Source organism: Streptomyces sp. SCSIO 30461, from assembly GCF_037023745.1.
Taxonomy (GTDB): domain Bacteria; phylum Actinomycetota; class Actinomycetes; order Streptomycetales; family Streptomycetaceae; genus Streptomyces.
Map to the genome: position 1 here is coordinate 6,994,564 of NZ_CP146101.1, position 15,696 is coordinate 7,010,259.

The window sequence follows — 15,696 nt, forward strand, 5'->3', positions numbered from 1 at the left end:
ACCATATCCGGGCATGATCATCCGATAACCGGTCTAGGGCGTGTTGCGAAAGTCCCTCCTGACCCGCGACGCCTGGCACGCACGCTCGCTGCGTTGTCGGAGTCATCCACGTACGTCCAGTACGAGGATGATCCTCCGCCTTGCGATCGCACGCACCAGACGCCGCAGGCCCCGCCCTGCGGGCGGACGGAGCTGCTTTCGCAACACGCCCTAGTTCCTCCGTACGAGGACGCGAACACTGCGACTGCCGTGCCCCGACTGCCACGCGATCACAAGCACCTGGTGCCGCGGGGGCCACACCGACGATCCCTAAGCCAGCCGCTTGCGCGTAGGGTTGACTCCGCCCAGTAGAGTGAGGGCGTTGCCTGCGTCCGTACGCCAACGGCGAGCGGCGGCTTTTAGGTGGCCGTGATTGTCGGTTCGAATCCGACCGGGCGCACCAGTGCCGACGGCTCGGCTCGCGAACAGCGAGCCGAGCCGTCGGCGCACCTCAACCCAGCAACTCCCTGACCACCGGCACCAGCTCCCTGAAGGCCTTCCCTCGGTGGCTGATCGCGTTCTTCTCCTCCGGGGACAGCTGCGCGCAGGTGACCTCGTAGCCCTCCGGCTGCAGGATCGGGTCGTAGCCGAACCCGTTGGTGCCGACCGGGGCGTGACGCAGGGTCCCCTGCATGCGGCCTTCGACCACGCGTGCGGTGCCGTCGGGCAGTGCGAGTGCCGCGGCGCAGGCGAAGTGGGCGTCGCGATGGGGGTCGGCGATGTCGGTGAGCTGGGCGAGCAGCAGGTTGAGGTTGGCGGTGTCGTCGCCGTGGGTGCCGGACCAGCGGGCCGAGAAGATGCCGGGGGCGCCGCCGAGGACGGCGACGCAGAGGCCGGAGTCGTCGGCGATGGCCGGGAGGCCGGTGGCGCGGGCGAGGGTGTGTGCCTTGAGGAGGGCGTTCTCGGCGAAGGTGACGCCGGTTTCCTTGACGTCGGGGATGTCGGGGTAGGCGTCCGCGCCGACGAGGTCGTGGCTGAGACCTGCGTCGGCGAGGATCGCGTGGAGTTCGGTGATCTTGCCGGCGTTGCGGGTCGCGAGGATCAGGCGGGTCATGGGCCCAGTATCCCGAAGGCCGCTGCCGGTATCACGGGGGTTCACCGGGGCCCAGCGGCCCGGCGGGTCCCGGCGTCCCGGGCCGCTCAGGGAGAGCAGACCTTGCCGATCTCGGCGGCGGCGTCGGTGATGGGCTGGATGTCAGGGGTGGTGTCGCCGCCTTCGACGGCGGTGCGGACCTTGTCCACGCCCGTGGTGAGGCCGTCGACCGCCTTGGCGAGGTCGGCGTTGTCGGTCGTGTCCTTGAGGTTGCCCAGTTCCTTGTCGATGTCGTCGAGGGCTTCGGTCAGCTGGGTGGGGTCGTTGCTCGCGTTGGACACCGCCTGGGAGAGGTTGTCGACGCTGGTGGCTATCGCGTCGGCGGTCTTCACACAGTCGAACGCTTTGTCGACCGCACTGCATCCGACGGCTCCGGTGAGTGCGACGGCGGTGACGACGGCGAGTGCGATTCGGCGGCTGCGCATGGAACGTGGTCCTCCCCAGATGTGGACGGGCGTGCGGTTCGGCCCGTACGCCCGTGTGGTTGATGACGCCGCTGGAGGCGTTTTTGGTTGCGCTTTACCTTTGGATGGTGCGGGCCAGTGCCTCGGTCTGGAGCGCGGCGAGATCGGCGCAGCCGCCGGTGGCCAGGTCCAGCAGGGCGTTGAGTTCCTTGCGATCGAAGGGCTCGGCTTCGGCGGTGCCTTGGACTTCAACGAAGCGGCCGTCCCCGGTGCAGACGACGTTCATGTCGGTTTCGGCGCGTACGTCTTCCTCGTAGCAGAGGTCGAGCAGGGGGGTACCGTCGACGATTCCGACGGAGACTGCGGCGACGGTGCCGGTGAGGGGCTGCTTGCCGGAGCGTACGAGTTTCTTGCCCTGGGCCCAGCTGACGGCGTCGGCGAGGGCGACATAGGCGCCGGTGATGGCGGCGGTGCGGGTGCCGCCGTCGGCCTGGAGTACGTCGCAGTCGAGGACGACGGTGTTCTCGCCGAGGGCTTTGTAGTCGATGACGGCGCGCAGGGAGCGGCCGATGAGGCGGGAGATCTCATGGGTCCGGCCACCGATCTTGCCGCGTACGGATTCGCGGTCGCCGCGGGTGTTGGTGGAGCGCGGCAGCATGGAGTACTCGGCGGTGACCCAACCTTCGCCGCTGCCTTTGCGCCAGCGCGGCACGCCTTCGGTCACCGAGGCGGTGCAGAAGACCCGGGTGTCGCCGAAGGCGATGAGCACGGAGCCTTCGGCGTGCTTGCTCCATCCGCGTTCGATGGTGACGGGGCGGAGCTGGTCGGGGGTGCGGCCGTCGATACGAGACATGGGGTTGAGCCTAGTGCTTACATCATGTCTTCGATTTCGGCGGCGATGGGGTCGGCTTCGGTGCCGATGACGACTTGGATCGCGGTGCCCATTTTGACGACGCCGTGGGCTCCGGCCGCTTTCAGCATGGCTTCGTCCACCAGGTCCGGGTTGCCGACCTCGGTGCGCAGGCGGGTGATGCAGCCTTCGACTTCCTCGATGTTGTCGAGGCCGCCGAGCCCGGCGACGATCTTCTCGGCCTTGGTGGCCATGTGCTTCTCCTCGCGGGTACGTACTCAGTCGGCGGCCGGTACGCACAGCACCGGGGTTTTGGAGAGGTGCAGGAGTTTGTGGGGGACGGCGCCGAGCAGGGCGCCGCGCAGGGGGCCTTCGCCGTAGCTGCCGACGACGATGACGCGTGCCTGGTGGCGTTCGGCGGCGTCCAGGAGGGCTTGGGCGGGGCTCTCGTCGAGCATTTCGACGATGGTCGTGACGCCTGCGGTCTCGGCCGCGTCGACGGCGTGGGCGAGGGCGATCCGGCCGGTCTGGCGCAGGGCTTCGGTGTGGGCTTGGTACTCCTCGCCCATCGCTCCGGGTGCCGCGGCGCCGTAGACCAGGACGAGGGGTTCGCCGAATGCCGCTGATACCTCGATGGCGACGCTCAGGGCGCGTACGGCTCCGGGTGATTCGTCGTATCCCAGGACGATCGGCATGTCAGGGCTCCTCACCTGGTGTGCCATCGCCGTGCCGGTCTTGGCGTTCGTGGTGTTTGGCACTGTGCACCGCGGCGGGGTCGGCGACGCTGCAGCGTTCGCGCCAGAAGCGCGGTGCGCGGACCCAGCGGGCGATCATGATGATCACCCCCACGGCCGCGATGCCGATTCCGATGACGAGTGGCGGACCGAGGCCGAACCAGGAGACGCCGCTGTAGGAGTTCGCGGGGTTCGCCATGTCGATGACGGATTCCACGAGCAGCCAGATGAGCAGCACGGCGCCGATGACCGGGCCTACTCCGATGAGGAGGAGGTTGCGGGCGCTTTCGGTGAGGTGGCGCCGGTAGTAGACGGCGCAGGCGATGCCGGTGAGCGCGTAGTAGAAGGCGATCAGCAGGGAGAGCGCGGTGAGTGAGTCGAAGAGGGCGTTCTCGCTGATGCGGCTGAGGACGAGGTACCAGACGATGGCGACGGCGGCGACGGCCCAGGTGCTCACGTGCGGGGTGCGGAACCGGGGGTGGATGCGTGCGAAGACGGAGGGGAGTGCGCCTCGCCTGGCCATGGAGAGGCCCGTGCGGGAGGACGGAATGATCGTCGTCTGGGTGGAGGCGAGCGCGGAGGTGCAGACCGCGAGGAGCACGATCCAGTCCCAGCCGCCGAGCACCTTTCCGGCCAGCAGGGCGAAGATGAACTCCTCTTCGGAGGCGTTCTCGGTGAGGTAGGCGGGGCCGGCGAACGCGACGACGGCGATGGTGACGGACAGGTAGGTCACCAGCAGGATGACCGTCGACCAGATCCCGGCGCGGCCGGGTGCGCTGGCGGAGTCCTTGACCTCTTCGGTGAGGTTGACCGCCGACTCCCAGCCCCAGTACATGAACACGCCGAGCAGCAGTCCGGCGGTGAGCGATCCGCCGCCGGCACCGAACGGGTTGAGCCATCCGATGTCGGGGTCGACCGGGGCGAGCGGGCTGGAACCGGAGTAGACGCGGTAGATGGCGACTGCGGCGAAGAGGAGCAGGGAGACGACCTGCGCGAGGATCAGCACGTTCTGTACGTGGGCGGATGCCTCGGTACCGATCACGCAGATGGCTGTCATCACGAGGATGACCACGACGGTGAGCGCTTGGCGGATGACCTCGTTCTGTGCCCAGCTGTCGAGTCCGAGGGTGAGGAGCCCGAAGCCGACGGCGACGTCGGCGAGAGATCCGACGACCAGTACACCGGTCATCATGATCGCCCAGCCGCCGAACCAGCCGGTCCAGGGGCCCATGGCCCGGGTCACCCAGGAGAAGGTGGTGCCGCAGTCCTGGTCGGCACGGTTGAGGTAGAAGAAGGCTGATGCGATGAGCAGCATCGGTACGAAGGAGGCCAGCACGACCCCGGGCGCGTAGAGGCCGACGATGGCGACGACCGCGCCGATGACGGCGGCCAGGGAGTACGCGGGGGAGGTGGAGTTGATGCCGATGACGAGCGCGTCGAGGAATCCGATCGCGTTGTGCTTCAGCTCTCCCGGCGCGTCTTTGTTGGTGTGCGAGCTGGGTGGCGGTGGGCGGGTGTCCGCGACGTCATCGGCCATGTTTCCTCGCAGAGCAGGACGATGTGCCAGTGCGATGTCTGTCTCTTTTATCCGTTTTATGAACTGCGAGTGATTTTATACGGACGTTCCGCGAGGGCGCGCGCTCAGGCCGTGGGACTCGCCACGCGATGCGGCTCGCGGCTCAGAGTTCGTAGACCGTGCCCGGGACGGCCAGCTCGGACGGGCCTTCGTATACGGCGCGGGCGTCCGCCAGGTTTCGCTCGGCGTCCGTCCACGGCGGGATGTGGGTCAGTACGAGCCTGCCCACTCCGGCACGGGCGGCGTGGGCACCGGCCTCAAGCCCGTTGAGATGGAGGTCGGGGATGTCCTCCTTGCCGTGGGTGAAGGCGGCCTCGCAGAGGAAGAGGTCCGTCCCGGCCGCGAGGTCCACGAGGGGTTCGCACACTCCGGTGTCACCCGAATAGGTCAGCGACCTGCCGTCGTGCTCGAGACGGATGCCGAAGGTCTCCACCGGGTGAGCGACCTTCTCCGTGCGCACCGCGAAGGGGCCGATCCGGAAGGCACCCGACGTGAGGACGCGGAAGTCGAACACCTCACTCATGGACTTGTCCGACGGGGTGTCCCCGTAGGCGGTGGTGAGCCTCTGCTCGGCGCCCTCCGGTGCGTACACCGGGATGGCGTCGCAGCGGCCTCCGTCGTGGCGGTAGTAGCGGGCGACGAAGTACCCGCACATGTCGATGCAGTGATCCGCGTGCAGATGGCTGAGGAAGATCGCGTCGAGATCGTAGAGCCCGATGTAGCGCTGCAGCTCTCCGAGAGCTCCGTTGCCCATGTCGAGGAGCAACCGGAAGCCGTCGGCCTCGACCAGGTAGCTCGAACAGGCCGATTCCGCGGACGGGAACGACCCCGAGCAGCCGACGACGGTGAGCTTCATGGAGCTTGGACCTCCGAGGCGGACGGGCGAGGTTGGCAGGTGGCTTACGGGCAGCCCGTGGGGGGCCTGCGGTCAGCGGGGGCGGCGCGGGGATGTCGTACGGTGCGACGAGCGTAAGGCGCGAAAGGGCCCTGCGCTCCTTCGCGGCTACCCGTTGTGGGGGAACTCACCTGTGCTGTCACCGGATAGGGCGATGAGCGTGGGGCGTGCGCGGGGGGCGGGCATCGCTGGGCGCGCGCCGGTACCGTCTCCCCTATGGATACGTCCTGGTGGCTCGCGCTCGGCGCGGTGGTGGTGATCGCGCTGGCGGCGGGGCTGACCCGGGCTCGGCCGGGTGCGCGGCGCAGGCCGCCCGGCGGGACCGGTGGGACGACTGGACCGGGCAGGCCCGGAAGGCCGGGGAAAACGGGGAGGCCCGGGAGGCGTTCGGCGCCGACCGGTCGCCGGACCGGGACGGAGACCAGGGCCGGGGACGGCACCCGGCGGATGCCCCAGCCCGGCGAGATCTGGTGGGCGGACGTGCCGTACGAGGACGGCCCGGGCTCGAAGGACCGCCCCTGCCTGGTGCTCCGGGTGCACGGCGGCGCGGCCCGCGTCGCCAAGATCACCAGCAAGTACCACGATGCCCGCCCGGGGGTGATCCCGCTGCCGCCCGGTGCGGTGGGCGATGCCCAGGGGCGCCCGAGCTTCCTGGAGACCGACGAGGTGCGGGACGTATGTGTCCGCGACTTCCGGCGGAGGGTGGGGGTGATGGACCCGCTCCTGTGGGACCAGGTCCGCCGGATGTCGGCCTGACATCGGCACCACCACTCGGCGGGGCTTCGAGCCCGAGGGCTCAGGCCCAGAGCTGTCCTTGCAGCGCCTCGATCGCGGCCTCGGTGCTCGGTGCCGTGTAGACACCGGTCGAGAGGTACTTCCAGCCTCCGTCGGCGACGACGAAGACGATGTCCGCGGACTCCCCCGCTTTCACGGCCTTGCGCCCGACGCCGATCGCGGCGTGCAGTGCGGCACCGGTGGAGACGCCCGCGAAGATGCCCTCCTGCTGGAGCAGTTCCCGGGTGCGGGTGACTGCGTCGGCCGAGCCGACCGAGAAGCGGCTGGTCAGCACGGAAGCGTCGTAGAGCTCGGGTACGAAGCCCTCGTCCAGGTTGCGCAGGCCGTAGACAAGGTCGTCGTAGCGCGGTTCGGCGGCCACGATCCTGACGTCCGGCTTGTGCTCGCGCAGATAGCGGCCCACGCCCATGAGGGTCCCTGTGGTGCCGAGGCCCGCCACGAAGTGCGTGATCGACGGCAGGTCGGCGAGGATCTCCGGGCCCGTGGTCGCGTAGTGCGCGCCCGCGTTGGCCGGGTTTCCGTACTGGTAGAGCATCACCCAGTCCGGGTGCTGCCCGGCCAGTTCCTTGGCGACGCGGACCGCCGTGTTGGAACCGCCCGCGGCCGGACTGGAGATGATCTCGGCACCCCACATGGCGAGCAGTTGGCGGCGCTCCTCGCTGGTGTTCTCCGGCATGACACAGACGATGCGGTAGCCCTTGAGCCTGGCGGCCATGGCGAGGGAGATCCCGGTGTTGCCGCTGGTGGGCTCCAGGATGGTGCAACCGGGAGTGAGCCGGCCGTCCTTCTCCGCCTGCTCGATCATATGGAGCGCGGGGCGGTCCTTGACCGAGCCGGTCGGGTTGCGGTCCTCCAGCTTGGCCCAGATGCGGACGTCATCCGACGGGGACAGCCGCGGCAGCCGTACCAGCGGCGTGTTGCCGACAGCGGCGAGCGGGGAGTCGTAGCGCATCGGGTACCGGCCCCGTCAGACCATACCGCCGGCGACGGCCGGCAGGATGGTCACGCTGTCGCCGTCGGCCAGCTTGGTGTCGATTCCGTCGAGGAAGCGCACGTCCTCGTCGTTGAGGTACACGTTCACGAAGCGGCGCAGCTGACCGCCGTCCACCACGCGCTCCTGGATTCCGCTGTGCCGGGTGTCGAGGTCGGCGAAGAGCTCGGCGAGGGTCGCCCCGCTGCCCTCGACGGCCTTGGCGCCGTCGGTGTAGGTGCGGAGGATGGTCGGAATGCGGACCTCGATGGCCATGGAACGGGCTCCTGTCGGGAGGGGCATGGGATGGTGCAGGGGGCGTGCATGCGGTGCGGGGCGCGCGGTTCGGCCCCCGCGCGGGGCCGCCGAGGCCGGGACCGTACGCTCGGCCGCTCGGGCCGAGCGCGAAAACCTCTGGTCAGGCCGTGCGGAAATGCGTACGGCAGGTACAGATCGCGCTGGCTAGACGGCACAGGTCGACGTGCAGCCGCGCCACGAGCAGCGGGGTGCCCGGCGTCATCTCGCTCACGTCGTTCGAAACCATGCGCTCATCGTAACGATTCCCGATCGGGCCTCCGTCATGTGATTCCGCATAGTGGACGAACTTCGTTCGCCATGCGGACAACACGGCTGCCGCGGGTGGGCGGTGGCGTCCGCGGCTTCGAGCCTGCTCGATCGGCTCCGGCAGGTCTCGGCAGGGAACTCGGGGAGCCTCGACAGGACCTCAGTAGGCCTCTACGACCTTGACGTCCTCTTCGGTGATCGCCCCGTCGATGATCCGGAAGGACCGGAACTGGAACGGCCCGGCCCCGTCGGCGTCCGCCGTGGAGACCAGGACGTAGTGGGCGCCGGGCTCGTTGGCGTACGAGATGTCGGTGCGCGACGGATACGCCTCGGTCGCCGTGTGGGAGTGGTAGATGATCGCCGGCTCCTCGTCTCGGTCGTCCATCTCCCGGTACAGCTTGAGCAGGTCCGTCGAGTCGAACTCGTAGAAGGTGGGCGAGCGCGCCGCGTTGAGCATCGGGATGAAGCGCTCGGGCCGCCCCTCGCCGACCGGCCCCGCGACCACACCGCAGGCCTCGTCCGGGTGGTCCGCGCGGGCATGGGCCACGATCTGGTCGTACAGGGCCTGGGTGATGGTCAGCATGGTGACGAGAATAGGGGCAGGTTCCCCGGATCTGAGATCCGGGGACCAGTGAGTGAGATCATTCTCCGCTGCCGTCGGTCTCCGGCTCTTGCCGGGCGGCGCCGGCCGGACGGACGACACCGGGATCCGAGCGGTCCGTCTCGGCGAGCAGGGCGCGCACCGTCGTCTCCATCACCCGGCGGGCTGCGTCCGGTTCCAGGCCGACGCTGCGCCAGTGGTGCCAGGCGCCCCACGAGGTCACCGCGTCCAGTCCGTCGACCACATCCGCCCGGCGGTCATCAGACAGGGTGTCGAGCTCCTGGGCGAACACCTCGGTCAGCCGCCTGCGGGCGAACTCCGTCATCTGCCGCGTGACCTCGTGCACCCGCTCGGACACCTGCTCCATGCGCATCATCGTCAGCCGTGCCGGAGTGATCCACTCGAGGACGCGTGCCCGCTGCTCGACCAGCGCCGCCACCCGCTCGCCGCGCGGCCCCTCCGTCGGCAGCGGCCTGATCCGGGCGGCCAGCTGGTCCATCCGGCGGCCGATGGCGGTGTCCTGGAGCTGGGCCATGTCGGCGAAATGGTGGAACACCAGGCGCCGGGACACCCCGGCACGCTCGGCCACCCGATCCGCGGGGAACGTCGTGTGCCCCTCGTCGAGCAGGGCGAGCATCGCGTCGGCGATCTTCTCGCGGGTCTGCCGTCCGCGCTCGGTACGGCCGTCCTGGGCCCGCTCGCCGGATGCCGGGCTCCCGGCACGATCCGCGTCCGGACGTCCGCCCTGACGGCCGCCTTCCGGTGTCTGCCGAAGCGCCTGCTCCACTCGGTCCTCCCATCCCTGCGTTGACATTATTGCACTTGCGATGCAATCGTACGGCTGCACGCAACTTGCACGCTGAGTGCAAGGACTTTGCCCGAGGTTCCCGGACGGCCGTCTCGAACGGCCCGCCCGGGAACCTCCGCACGAGGTCCAACGCCGCACGAGAGGGACGACTTTCCTGATGCTCCTGTCCGTAGGGCGCTGGTGCGCCCGCAGACCCAAGCGGACCGTGGCCGCCTGGCTGCTGTTGATCCTCGCCTTGGCCGGCGCCCTGGGGGCGTACGGGCGGGTCACATCCGAGGCCGTGACCATCCCGGGCAGCGACAGCCAGGCCGCCCGCGACGCGGCCGATGTGTTCGCCGACGCGGCGTCCGGGCTCCAGCCCGTCGTGCTGTACACGGCGCCCGGCTCCCCCGCGCTCAGTGCCACCGCACAGCGCGAGGCCATCGAGGAGTCGGCCCGTGCCATCAGGGACGTGGATCATGTCGTCGCCGTCACCACGCCTTTCGACCCGAAGGGGCGCAGTGCCCTCAGCGCCGACAAGCACACCGGGCAGCTCTTCGTGGAACTCGACGTCAGCGGCCGGGACATCACCGCCGAGACCACCCGGAGCATCACGGACGCCGCCGCTGCCGCCACGAAGGCGGGCATCGAGGTGACCGCGGGCGGCGATCTCGCCGCTGCTGTGGACAAGGGCAACGCCGGACACAGCGAGATCATCGGCCTCTCGGCGGCGTTCATCATCCTGGCCGTCGGCTTCGGCAGTCTGGTCGCGGCCGGGGTGCCGCTGCTCAACGGGGCGATCGGCCTGGCCATCTCGCTGTGTGCGATCGGCCTGCTGGGCCATGTGATGGACATGCCGTCCACCGGCACGACCATCGCGGCGATGATCGGCCTCGGCGTCGGCATCGACTACACCCTCTTCTGCCTCACCCGGTTCCGCGAACTGCGGGCCGCCGGCGTCGGTGTGGAGGACGCCGCGGCGCGTACCACGGCCGGATCCGGCAAGGCCGTGGCCTTCGCCGGGTGCGCGGTGATCGCCGCCCTGGCCGGGTTGGCGCTGGGCGGTCTGCCGCTGCTGCAGGCGCTGGCACTCGCCCCGGGGATCGCCGTGCTGGTGGCCATGGCGGTGACGCTCACCCTGCTGCCCGCGGTCCTCTCACTGCTCGGGCGGCAGCTCACACCGAAGGCGGCGAAGGCACCGAAGGCGCGGCGGCACGCCGCGAAGACCAACGCGGACGCGGACGGAACGGCGGGACAGGAGGGCACGGAGCCGCCCGGCACCGGGCCGGTCGGGGAAGTGGAGCGCCCACGCGGCTGGGGCCGTATCGCCGAGTACGTGGCGGCCCGGCCGTGGCGCTGCCTGCTCGCGGGGCTCGCGCTGACCGGGGTGCTGGCCATACCCGCAGCGCAGTTGACGTTCGGTCAGCTCGACGCGGGCGACAAGAAGGCCGGGACGTCCAGTCGCGTCGCGTACGACCGGCTCAGCGACGCCTTCGGTCCCGGCGCCACCGGGCCCCTCCAGGTGGTGACCACTCTGCCCACCCGAGCCTCCGGGCCGGACGACAGCCGGGTCACGGACCTGACCGCTGCCTTGCGGGCCACCGAAGGAGTCGCATCCGTCGGCCCCGCGCAACTGGACCCGGGTGCCACGCACGCACGCTGGCAGGTCACCCCCACCACCGCCCCCAGCGACCCGGCCACCGCCGACCTGGTGCACAGGCTGCGGGACGAGACGCTGCCCACGGCCACCGAAGGCACCGGGCAAACGACCCATGTGGGCGGCCTCACGGCCGCGCAGGACGACATGAACGAGCGCCTGGCCCAGCGGATGCCGCTGGTGGTGGGGTTCGTCCTCGCCGTCGCCGCGCTGCTGCTGCTCTTCGCCTTCCGCTCCCCGGTGATCGCGGTGAAGGCCGCGCTGATGAACGTGGTCTCGGTCGCCGCGTCCTACGGCGTGCTCACCGCGCTGTTCCAGTGGGGCTGGGGCGCGGAGCTGATGGGCCTCGAAGGAGCGGTGGCGATCCCCGGATACGTGCCGCTGCTGATGTTCGCCGTGCTGTTCGGCCTGTCCATGGACTACGAGGTGTTCCTGCTCAGCGCGGTGCGCGCGGCATACCTCCGGGAGAAGGACACCCGCCGGGCCGTGATCGCCGGTCTCGCCGGAACGGGGCGGATCATCACATCGGCCGCGCTGATCATGGTCAGTGTCTTCCTGAGCTACCTGCTCTCGGACGACGCCGTGGTGAAGATGTTCGGAATCGGCCTGGCCACGGCCGTCGCGCTGGACGCCACCGTGGTACGCGGGGTGCTCGTCCCGTCCACGATGGTGCTGCTCGGCCGCGCCAACTGGTGGCTGCCCGGGTGGCTGGACCGGCTGCTGCCGCACATGGCCATCGAGGACGACGGCCATGAGGACGCACCCGGCGACGCCCGCGAACCGGATCCGGGCCTCCGGCCGCCCGACAAGGCGCGCGACGGCGCGGACCTGGCGGGCACCGGCACGGGCCAGGGCACGAGCGCCGGGGGTGCTTCGTGAAGCGGCCGAGTGACCTGCGCCTTCCCCGCCCGTTCAAGCGTCGGAAGCTGCTGTGGACCGGGGCGACGCTGAGCGTGGCGCTCGTCGCGCTGCCCGTCGCCGACCGGATGGCCGCGTCGGCCGCCGAGGAGCGGCTCGCCGACCGGATCGCGGGGCAGCAGAAGTCCGTGGTCGGCAGCCCCGAGGTGAGCATCGATGCCTTCCCGTTCCTGCTGAGCAGCGCCGAGGGCACCTTCCCGAAGGTGGCGGTGCGGGCCGATGCCGTCACCGGAGACGGGCAGCCCGTGCAGGCGTCGCTGGAGCTGCGTGAGGTCAGCGAGAGCGGGAAGGGCGGCTATACGGCCGCGAGCGCGGACGCCCGGTTCACCGTGCCGCTGGACTCGCTGAGCGAGGGGCTGGGCGACGGTACGTCGCTTTCCGCGGAGGACGGGCGGCTGCGTATCGACCGGCAGATCTTCGGAATGCCGCTGACGATCCACGCCGAGCTACGGCTGTCAGGGCGGACCATCAGCATGGTGCCGGTCGCCGCGTCGTTCGCCGGCAGCCGGATCGACCCGTCGTCGCCGCGGATCACCGAGGCGTTCAAGGACCGCGAACGCACCGTTCCGGAGCTGCCCGTGGGCCTGGTGCCGACCCGGGTCGCGGTCACCGACGACGGAGTGGTGCTGTACGCCGGCGCGAAGAACGTACCGCTGGCCTGACCGGGCGCCCCGGCATCTGCGCCCCGGCACCGGGGTGCAGGTGCCGGGGCGCTGGGCGGAATACGCACCGGGTCATGCCGGTGGGGTGTATCCGGCATGACCCGATGGCCGCTGCGGGGAGCGATCCATGGGGTGGGCGCGCCATGAGGAGGGCCCTGTGAGCAAGCTCTACTTCGCGGCGTCCACCGGTTCGTGGACGGCGTCCGCCGATGCGGGGCGGCCACGCTCGCCGAGCTGCGGGTTGCGGCTCCTGAGCACCGCCCAGCCGACCGCCAGACCCACGCCCCAGACGGCACCCACGATCAGGGAGATCAGGCCGTCCTTGTCGAGCGCGATCATGACGGTGACACCGAGTAGGAAGAGCAGCGCGATCCAGCTTCCGACCGAGCCGCCGGGGGCCGGGAACGAGGAGGCGGGCAGCCTGCCCTGCTTGACCGCGCGCCGGTAGCGGATGTGGCTGATGAGGATCATCAGCCAGGTCCAGATACCGGCCGCGGTGGCCACCGAGACGACGTAGCCGAACGCCTTCTCCGGGACCAGGTAGTTCAGGACCACACCGAGACCCATGAGGGCCACGGAGATGGTGATGCCGACGGCAGGGGTCTTGCGGGAGTTGAGCTTCCCGAAGGACTGCGGGGCCTCGCCGTTGGACGCCAGGCCGCGCAGCATACGGCCGGTGGAGTACATACCGGAGTTGCAGGACGACAGCGCCGCGGTCAGCACCACGAAGTTGACGATACCGGCGGCGAGCGGAATCCCGATCTTGTCGAAAGCGTGCACGAACGGGCTCTCACCGGCGTGGAACTCGGTCCACTTGACGACGGAGAGGATCACGAGCAGCGCGCCGACATAGAAGACGATGATGCGCCAGGGCAGCGTGTTGATCGCCTTGGGCAGGGTCTTCTCCGGGTTCTCCGACTCGCCCGCGGTGACGCCGACCAGTTCGACGGCGAGATAGGCGAACATGACCCCCTGAAGGGTCATCAGGCTGGAGCCGATGCCGTTCGGGAAGATGCCGTCGTGGGACCAGAGGTTGGAGACGGCTGCGGTGTCACCGGCGTCGGAGAAGCCCAGGGTGAGCACGCCGAGACCGATCACTATCATGCCGATGATCGCGGTGACCTTGACCATCGAGAACCAGAACTCGACCTCACCGAAGATCTTCACCGAGATCAGGTTGACGCCGAAGAGCACCACGAGGAAGGCCAGGGCGCTGACCCATTGGGGAATGCTCGGGAACCAGTAGTGCACGTAGATGGCGGCTGCGGTCAGCTCGGCCATACCGGTGACGACCCACATCAGCCAGTAGGTCCAGCCGGTGACATACCCGAAGAACGGGCCGAGGAACTCACGGGCGTACTCCGCGAAGGATCCGGAGACAGGCCGGTAGAGGAGCAGCTCGCCGAGCGCTCGCATGATGAAGAAGATGATCCCGCCGGCGAGGGCGTACATCAGGATGATGCTGGGGCCGGCCTTCTCGATGTTGGCTCCGGCTCCCATGAAGAGGCCCACGCCGATGGCGCCGCCGATGGCGATCATCTGGACCTGCCTGCTGCCGAGCCCGCGCTCGTAGCCTTCCTGCGGAGCCCCCCCGGCCGTGCCGGCGTGCTCGTCGACCTGCAACGAGGTCATGGTGGTGCGCCTTTCTCCATTCTGAAGCCGCTGCGCCGCATGACGACGTGACTGCGGATCAGGCCCTGATCCCCCTGGATATGACTGGAGTGCCGCCGGCGGTCTGCCGGTCGAAGCGCCCCCGGGCACATGGGTGGCGCGCACGGGCGGTCGTGAAGATCTATCACGCACGGCGGGGTCATCACTGCGGGTGATTGTGGCGCAGGCCACAAGAAGAACCGGACACAAGAGACGCGAAACCATAAACCCGGGTGATCGAATAACGCGATCGTTATCCGGATTTGAGCGTCCGCTGAGCGAACGGACGATAACGCTGCGGAGTCGCGCAGGTCACGACCTGATCACTCGAAACAGGACACAAGCCGCGAGCCTGCCGTCGCGGCGGCGCGAGGCCCCCGCCCGCGGGCGACTCGACATGACGGGTGCGGCGTCGGCGTCACGGCGCGAGCGTCACGGCGCGAGCGTCACGGCGCGAGCGTCACGGCGCGAGCGTCACGGCGCGAGCGTTTCGATGAGCGTCTCCTGCAGCGCCCCGAGCCAGAGGTACGCCATCACCATCGGCTTGCGCGGATCGGAGTCCGGCAGCCGGTACAGCTCGCCGCTCTCGTCCTCGTCGGAGACCTCGAGCCGGGTGCCGATGGTCAGCCGCAGGTCGTTGAGCGCACCCAGCCAGTGCAGACAGTCGGCGGCGGTCAGCTTGAGGATCGCGCCACCCTCGCCGGTGGCGGTGAGAGCGTCGAGGCTGCGCACCACGGCCAGGGCGTCATTCCGCTTGCGGGTGCGCAGGTCGTTCTCCGTGTAGCGCCTGAACTCGGCGCAGTACTCGCGCAGTTCACGGTCCGGTTCATCGTCCCCCGGCTCTCCGTAGGCATCCGGGAACAGCCGGGCCAGCGCGGGATCGGCGGGCGGCTCGCTCGGGCCCTCGGCGAACAGCGCGGCCAGCGGGTCCTCACCCTTGGCCGGCTCCTCGCCCGGTCCGATGAGTTCGAGCAGCTGCACGGCGAGCGAGCGCAGGATGGAGATCTCGACCTCGTCGAGCGCGACGGCCGCGCCGCCACCCGGCAGCGCCTCGAAGCGGCCGGCCATCAGGCGCGGTCCTGGGAGAGCGTGGCCCACAGCCCGTAGCCGTGCATGGCCTGCACATCGCGCTCCATCTCCTCGCGGCTGCCGCTGGAGACGATGGCGCGGCCCTTGTGGTGGACATCCAGCATCAGCTTGTGCGCCTTGTCCTTGGAGTAGCCGAAGTAGGCCTGGAACACGTAGGTGACATAGCTCATCAGGTTGACCGGGTCGTTATGCACGACCGTCACCCACGGAACGTCGGGTTCGGGTACGGCGAAGGTCTCCTCGGCCGATTGGGGACGCTCGATCTCGGTGGGCACAGTCACTCCACCCATGCTGCCACCCGAGGGTGCCCGTCGCACAAACGACCCCCGCGATTCGCCGCCGACCGTGCCGGAACCATGTCAGGACCGACCGGAACGGACCGCCGTCCTGACACCTGTCCTCCGTACCCCTC

General features: G+C 69.6%; 18 protein-coding genes and 1 tRNA gene. 4 read left to right on the plus strand and 15 right to left on the minus strand.

What is annotated here, in order from left to right:
* Positions 1–367: 367 nt before the first annotated feature.
* A tRNA-Leu gene (locus V1460_RS31400) sits at positions 368–442 on the plus strand.
* 48 nt (positions 443–490) lie between these two features.
* Here the strand turns inward: V1460_RS31400 and rdgB are convergent.
* The 7 genes from rdgB to V1460_RS31435 all read right to left on the minus strand — a co-directional run bounded on the left by rdgB (position 491) and on the right by V1460_RS31435 (position 5,552).
* Positions 491–1,093, minus strand: a complete 603-nt coding sequence (gene rdgB / locus V1460_RS31405) for an RdgB/HAM1 family non-canonical purine NTP pyrophosphatase (protein WP_338676979.1) — start codon at positions 1,091–1,093, stop codon at positions 491–493.
* Positions 1,094–1,179: 86 nt separating this feature from the next.
* Positions 1,180–1,557, minus strand: coding sequence for a hypothetical protein (locus tag V1460_RS31410; protein WP_338676980.1), 378 nt, complete (start codon positions 1,555–1,557; stop codon positions 1,180–1,182).
* A 94-nt stretch (positions 1,558–1,651) separates the two neighbouring features.
* Positions 1,652–2,389: a ribonuclease PH gene (rph, locus tag V1460_RS31415; protein ID WP_338676981.1), complete on the minus strand. Its 738-nt coding sequence runs from the start codon at positions 2,387–2,389 to the stop codon at positions 1,652–1,654.
* Between the two features lie 17 nt (positions 2,390–2,406).
* Positions 2,407–2,640, minus strand: a complete 234-nt coding sequence (locus V1460_RS31420; protein WP_338676982.1) for a PTS glucose/sucrose transporter subunit IIB — start codon at positions 2,638–2,640, stop codon at positions 2,407–2,409.
* Between the two features lie 24 nt (positions 2,641–2,664).
* Positions 2,665–3,081 carry a universal stress protein gene (locus V1460_RS31425; protein ID WP_338676983.1) on the minus strand — a complete coding sequence of 139 codons (417 nt, stop codon included), beginning with the start codon at positions 3,079–3,081 and terminating at the stop codon, positions 2,665–2,667.
* Position 3,082: 1 nt separating this feature from the next.
* A complete protein-coding gene (locus tag V1460_RS31430; protein WP_338676984.1) occupies positions 3,083–4,657 on the minus strand; it encodes an APC family permease in 1,575 nt (524 codons plus the stop codon).
* A gap of 142 nt (positions 4,658–4,799) precedes the next feature.
* Complete coding sequence (locus tag V1460_RS31435; RefSeq protein WP_338676985.1) at positions 4,800–5,552, minus strand: MBL fold metallo-hydrolase; 753 nt, start codon at positions 5,550–5,552, stop codon at positions 4,800–4,802.
* A gap of 255 nt (positions 5,553–5,807) precedes the next feature.
* Here V1460_RS31435 and V1460_RS31440 point away from each other — a divergent pair, with 255 nt between their 5' ends.
* The gene (locus tag V1460_RS31440; RefSeq protein ID WP_338676986.1) at positions 5,808–6,347 is read left to right on the plus strand and encodes a type II toxin-antitoxin system PemK/MazF family toxin; all 540 of its coding nucleotides are present in this window, start codon (positions 5,808–5,810) and stop codon (positions 6,345–6,347) included.
* Between the two features lie 40 nt (positions 6,348–6,387).
* Here V1460_RS31440 and V1460_RS31445 read toward each other — a convergent pair whose 3' ends face one another.
* The 5 genes from V1460_RS31445 to V1460_RS31465 all read right to left on the minus strand — a co-directional run bounded on the left by V1460_RS31445 (position 6,388) and on the right by V1460_RS31465 (position 9,308).
* Positions 6,388–7,338, minus strand: coding sequence for a cysteine synthase (locus V1460_RS31445; protein WP_338676987.1), 951 nt, complete (start codon positions 7,336–7,338; stop codon positions 6,388–6,390).
* A gap of 15 nt (positions 7,339–7,353) precedes the next feature.
* Entirely contained in the window at positions 7,354–7,632 is a 279-nt protein-coding gene (locus V1460_RS31450; protein WP_338676988.1) for a MoaD/ThiS family protein, read from the minus strand.
* A 142-nt stretch (positions 7,633–7,774) separates the two neighbouring features.
* Positions 7,775–7,900: a putative leader peptide gene (locus V1460_RS31455; protein ID WP_338676989.1), complete on the minus strand. Its 126-nt coding sequence runs from the start codon at positions 7,898–7,900 to the stop codon at positions 7,775–7,777.
* Between the two features lie 180 nt (positions 7,901–8,080).
* Positions 8,081–8,503: a M67 family metallopeptidase gene (locus tag V1460_RS31460; RefSeq protein ID WP_338676990.1), complete on the minus strand. Its 423-nt coding sequence runs from the start codon at positions 8,501–8,503 to the stop codon at positions 8,081–8,083.
* Between the two features lie 58 nt (positions 8,504–8,561).
* The gene (locus V1460_RS31465; protein ID WP_338676991.1) at positions 8,562–9,308 is read right to left on the minus strand and encodes a TetR/AcrR family transcriptional regulator; all 747 of its coding nucleotides are present in this window, start codon (positions 9,306–9,308) and stop codon (positions 8,562–8,564) included.
* Between the two features lie 178 nt (positions 9,309–9,486).
* Here V1460_RS31465 and V1460_RS31470 point away from each other — a divergent pair, with 178 nt between their 5' ends.
* On the plus strand, positions 9,487–11,844 hold the full coding sequence (locus V1460_RS31470) for an MMPL family transporter (RefSeq protein ID WP_338676992.1): 2,358 nt from the start codon (positions 9,487–9,489) through the stop codon (positions 11,842–11,844).
* On the plus strand, positions 11,841–12,545 hold the full coding sequence (locus V1460_RS31475) for a DUF2993 domain-containing protein (protein WP_338676993.1): 705 nt from the start codon (positions 11,841–11,843) through the stop codon (positions 12,543–12,545). Before V1460_RS31470 ends, V1460_RS31475 begins: the two co-directional genes overlap by 4 nt.
* A gap of 168 nt (positions 12,546–12,713) precedes the next feature.
* Here the strand turns inward: V1460_RS31475 and V1460_RS31480 are convergent, their stop codons facing one another.
* From V1460_RS31480 to clpS, 3 genes are all read right to left on the minus strand, one after another.
* Positions 12,714–14,177, minus strand: coding sequence for an amino acid permease (locus V1460_RS31480; RefSeq protein ID WP_338676994.1), 1,464 nt, complete (start codon positions 14,175–14,177; stop codon positions 12,714–12,716).
* A gap of 492 nt (positions 14,178–14,669) precedes the next feature.
* Positions 14,670–15,263, minus strand: coding sequence for a DUF2017 domain-containing protein (locus V1460_RS31485; RefSeq protein WP_338676995.1), 594 nt, complete (start codon positions 15,261–15,263; stop codon positions 14,670–14,672).
* Complete coding sequence (gene clpS / locus V1460_RS31490) at positions 15,263–15,574, minus strand: ATP-dependent Clp protease adapter ClpS (RefSeq protein ID WP_338676996.1); 312 nt, start codon at positions 15,572–15,574, stop codon at positions 15,263–15,265. The genes V1460_RS31485 and clpS overlap by 1 nt, the downstream gene beginning before the upstream one ends.
* Between the last annotated feature and the right edge of the window lie 122 nt (positions 15,575–15,696).

What these genes read in the sequence shown, in the direction of transcription:
- rdgB (WP_338676979.1), bottom strand. Translation starts at nt 1,093, where the DNA reads ATGACCCGCCTGATCCTCGCGACCCGCAACGCCGGCAAGATCACCGAA.
- V1460_RS31410 (WP_338676980.1), bottom strand. Translation starts at nt 1,557, where the DNA reads ATGCGCAGCCGCCGAATCGCACTCGCCGTCGTCACCGCCGTCGCACTC.
- rph (WP_338676981.1), bottom strand. Translation starts at nt 2,389, where the DNA reads ATGTCTCGTATCGACGGCCGCACCCCCGACCAGCTCCGCCCCGTCACC.
- V1460_RS31420 (WP_338676982.1), bottom strand. Translation starts at nt 2,640, where the DNA reads ATGGCCACCAAGGCCGAGAAGATCGTCGCCGGGCTCGGCGGCCTCGAC.
- V1460_RS31425 (WP_338676983.1), bottom strand. Translation starts at nt 3,081, where the DNA reads ATGCCGATCGTCCTGGGATACGACGAATCACCCGGAGCCGTACGCGCC.
- V1460_RS31430 (WP_338676984.1), bottom strand. Translation starts at nt 4,657, where the DNA reads ATGGCCGATGACGTCGCGGACACCCGCCCACCGCCACCCAGCTCGCAC.
- V1460_RS31435 (WP_338676985.1), bottom strand. Translation starts at nt 5,552, where the DNA reads ATGAAGCTCACCGTCGTCGGCTGCTCGGGGTCGTTCCCGTCCGCGGAA.
- V1460_RS31440 (WP_338676986.1), top strand. Translation starts at nt 5,808, where the DNA reads ATGGATACGTCCTGGTGGCTCGCGCTCGGCGCGGTGGTGGTGATCGCG.
- V1460_RS31445 (WP_338676987.1), bottom strand. Translation starts at nt 7,338, where the DNA reads ATGCGCTACGACTCCCCGCTCGCCGCTGTCGGCAACACGCCGCTGGTA.
- V1460_RS31450 (WP_338676988.1), bottom strand. Translation starts at nt 7,632, where the DNA reads ATGGCCATCGAGGTCCGCATTCCGACCATCCTCCGCACCTACACCGAC.
- V1460_RS31455 (WP_338676989.1), bottom strand. Translation starts at nt 7,900, where the DNA reads ATGGTTTCGAACGACGTGAGCGAGATGACGCCGGGCACCCCGCTGCTC.
- V1460_RS31460 (WP_338676990.1), bottom strand. Translation starts at nt 8,503, where the DNA reads ATGCTGACCATCACCCAGGCCCTGTACGACCAGATCGTGGCCCATGCC.
- V1460_RS31470 (WP_338676992.1), top strand. Translation starts at nt 9,487, where the DNA reads ATGCTCCTGTCCGTAGGGCGCTGGTGCGCCCGCAGACCCAAGCGGACC.
- V1460_RS31480 (WP_338676994.1), bottom strand. Translation starts at nt 14,177, where the DNA reads ATGACCTCGTTGCAGGTCGACGAGCACGCCGGCACGGCCGGGGGGGCT.
- V1460_RS31485 (WP_338676995.1), bottom strand. Translation starts at nt 15,263, where the DNA reads ATGGCCGGCCGCTTCGAGGCGCTGCCGGGTGGCGGCGCGGCCGTCGCG.
- clpS (WP_338676996.1), bottom strand. Translation starts at nt 15,574, where the DNA reads ATGGGTGGAGTGACTGTGCCCACCGAGATCGAGCGTCCCCAATCGGCC.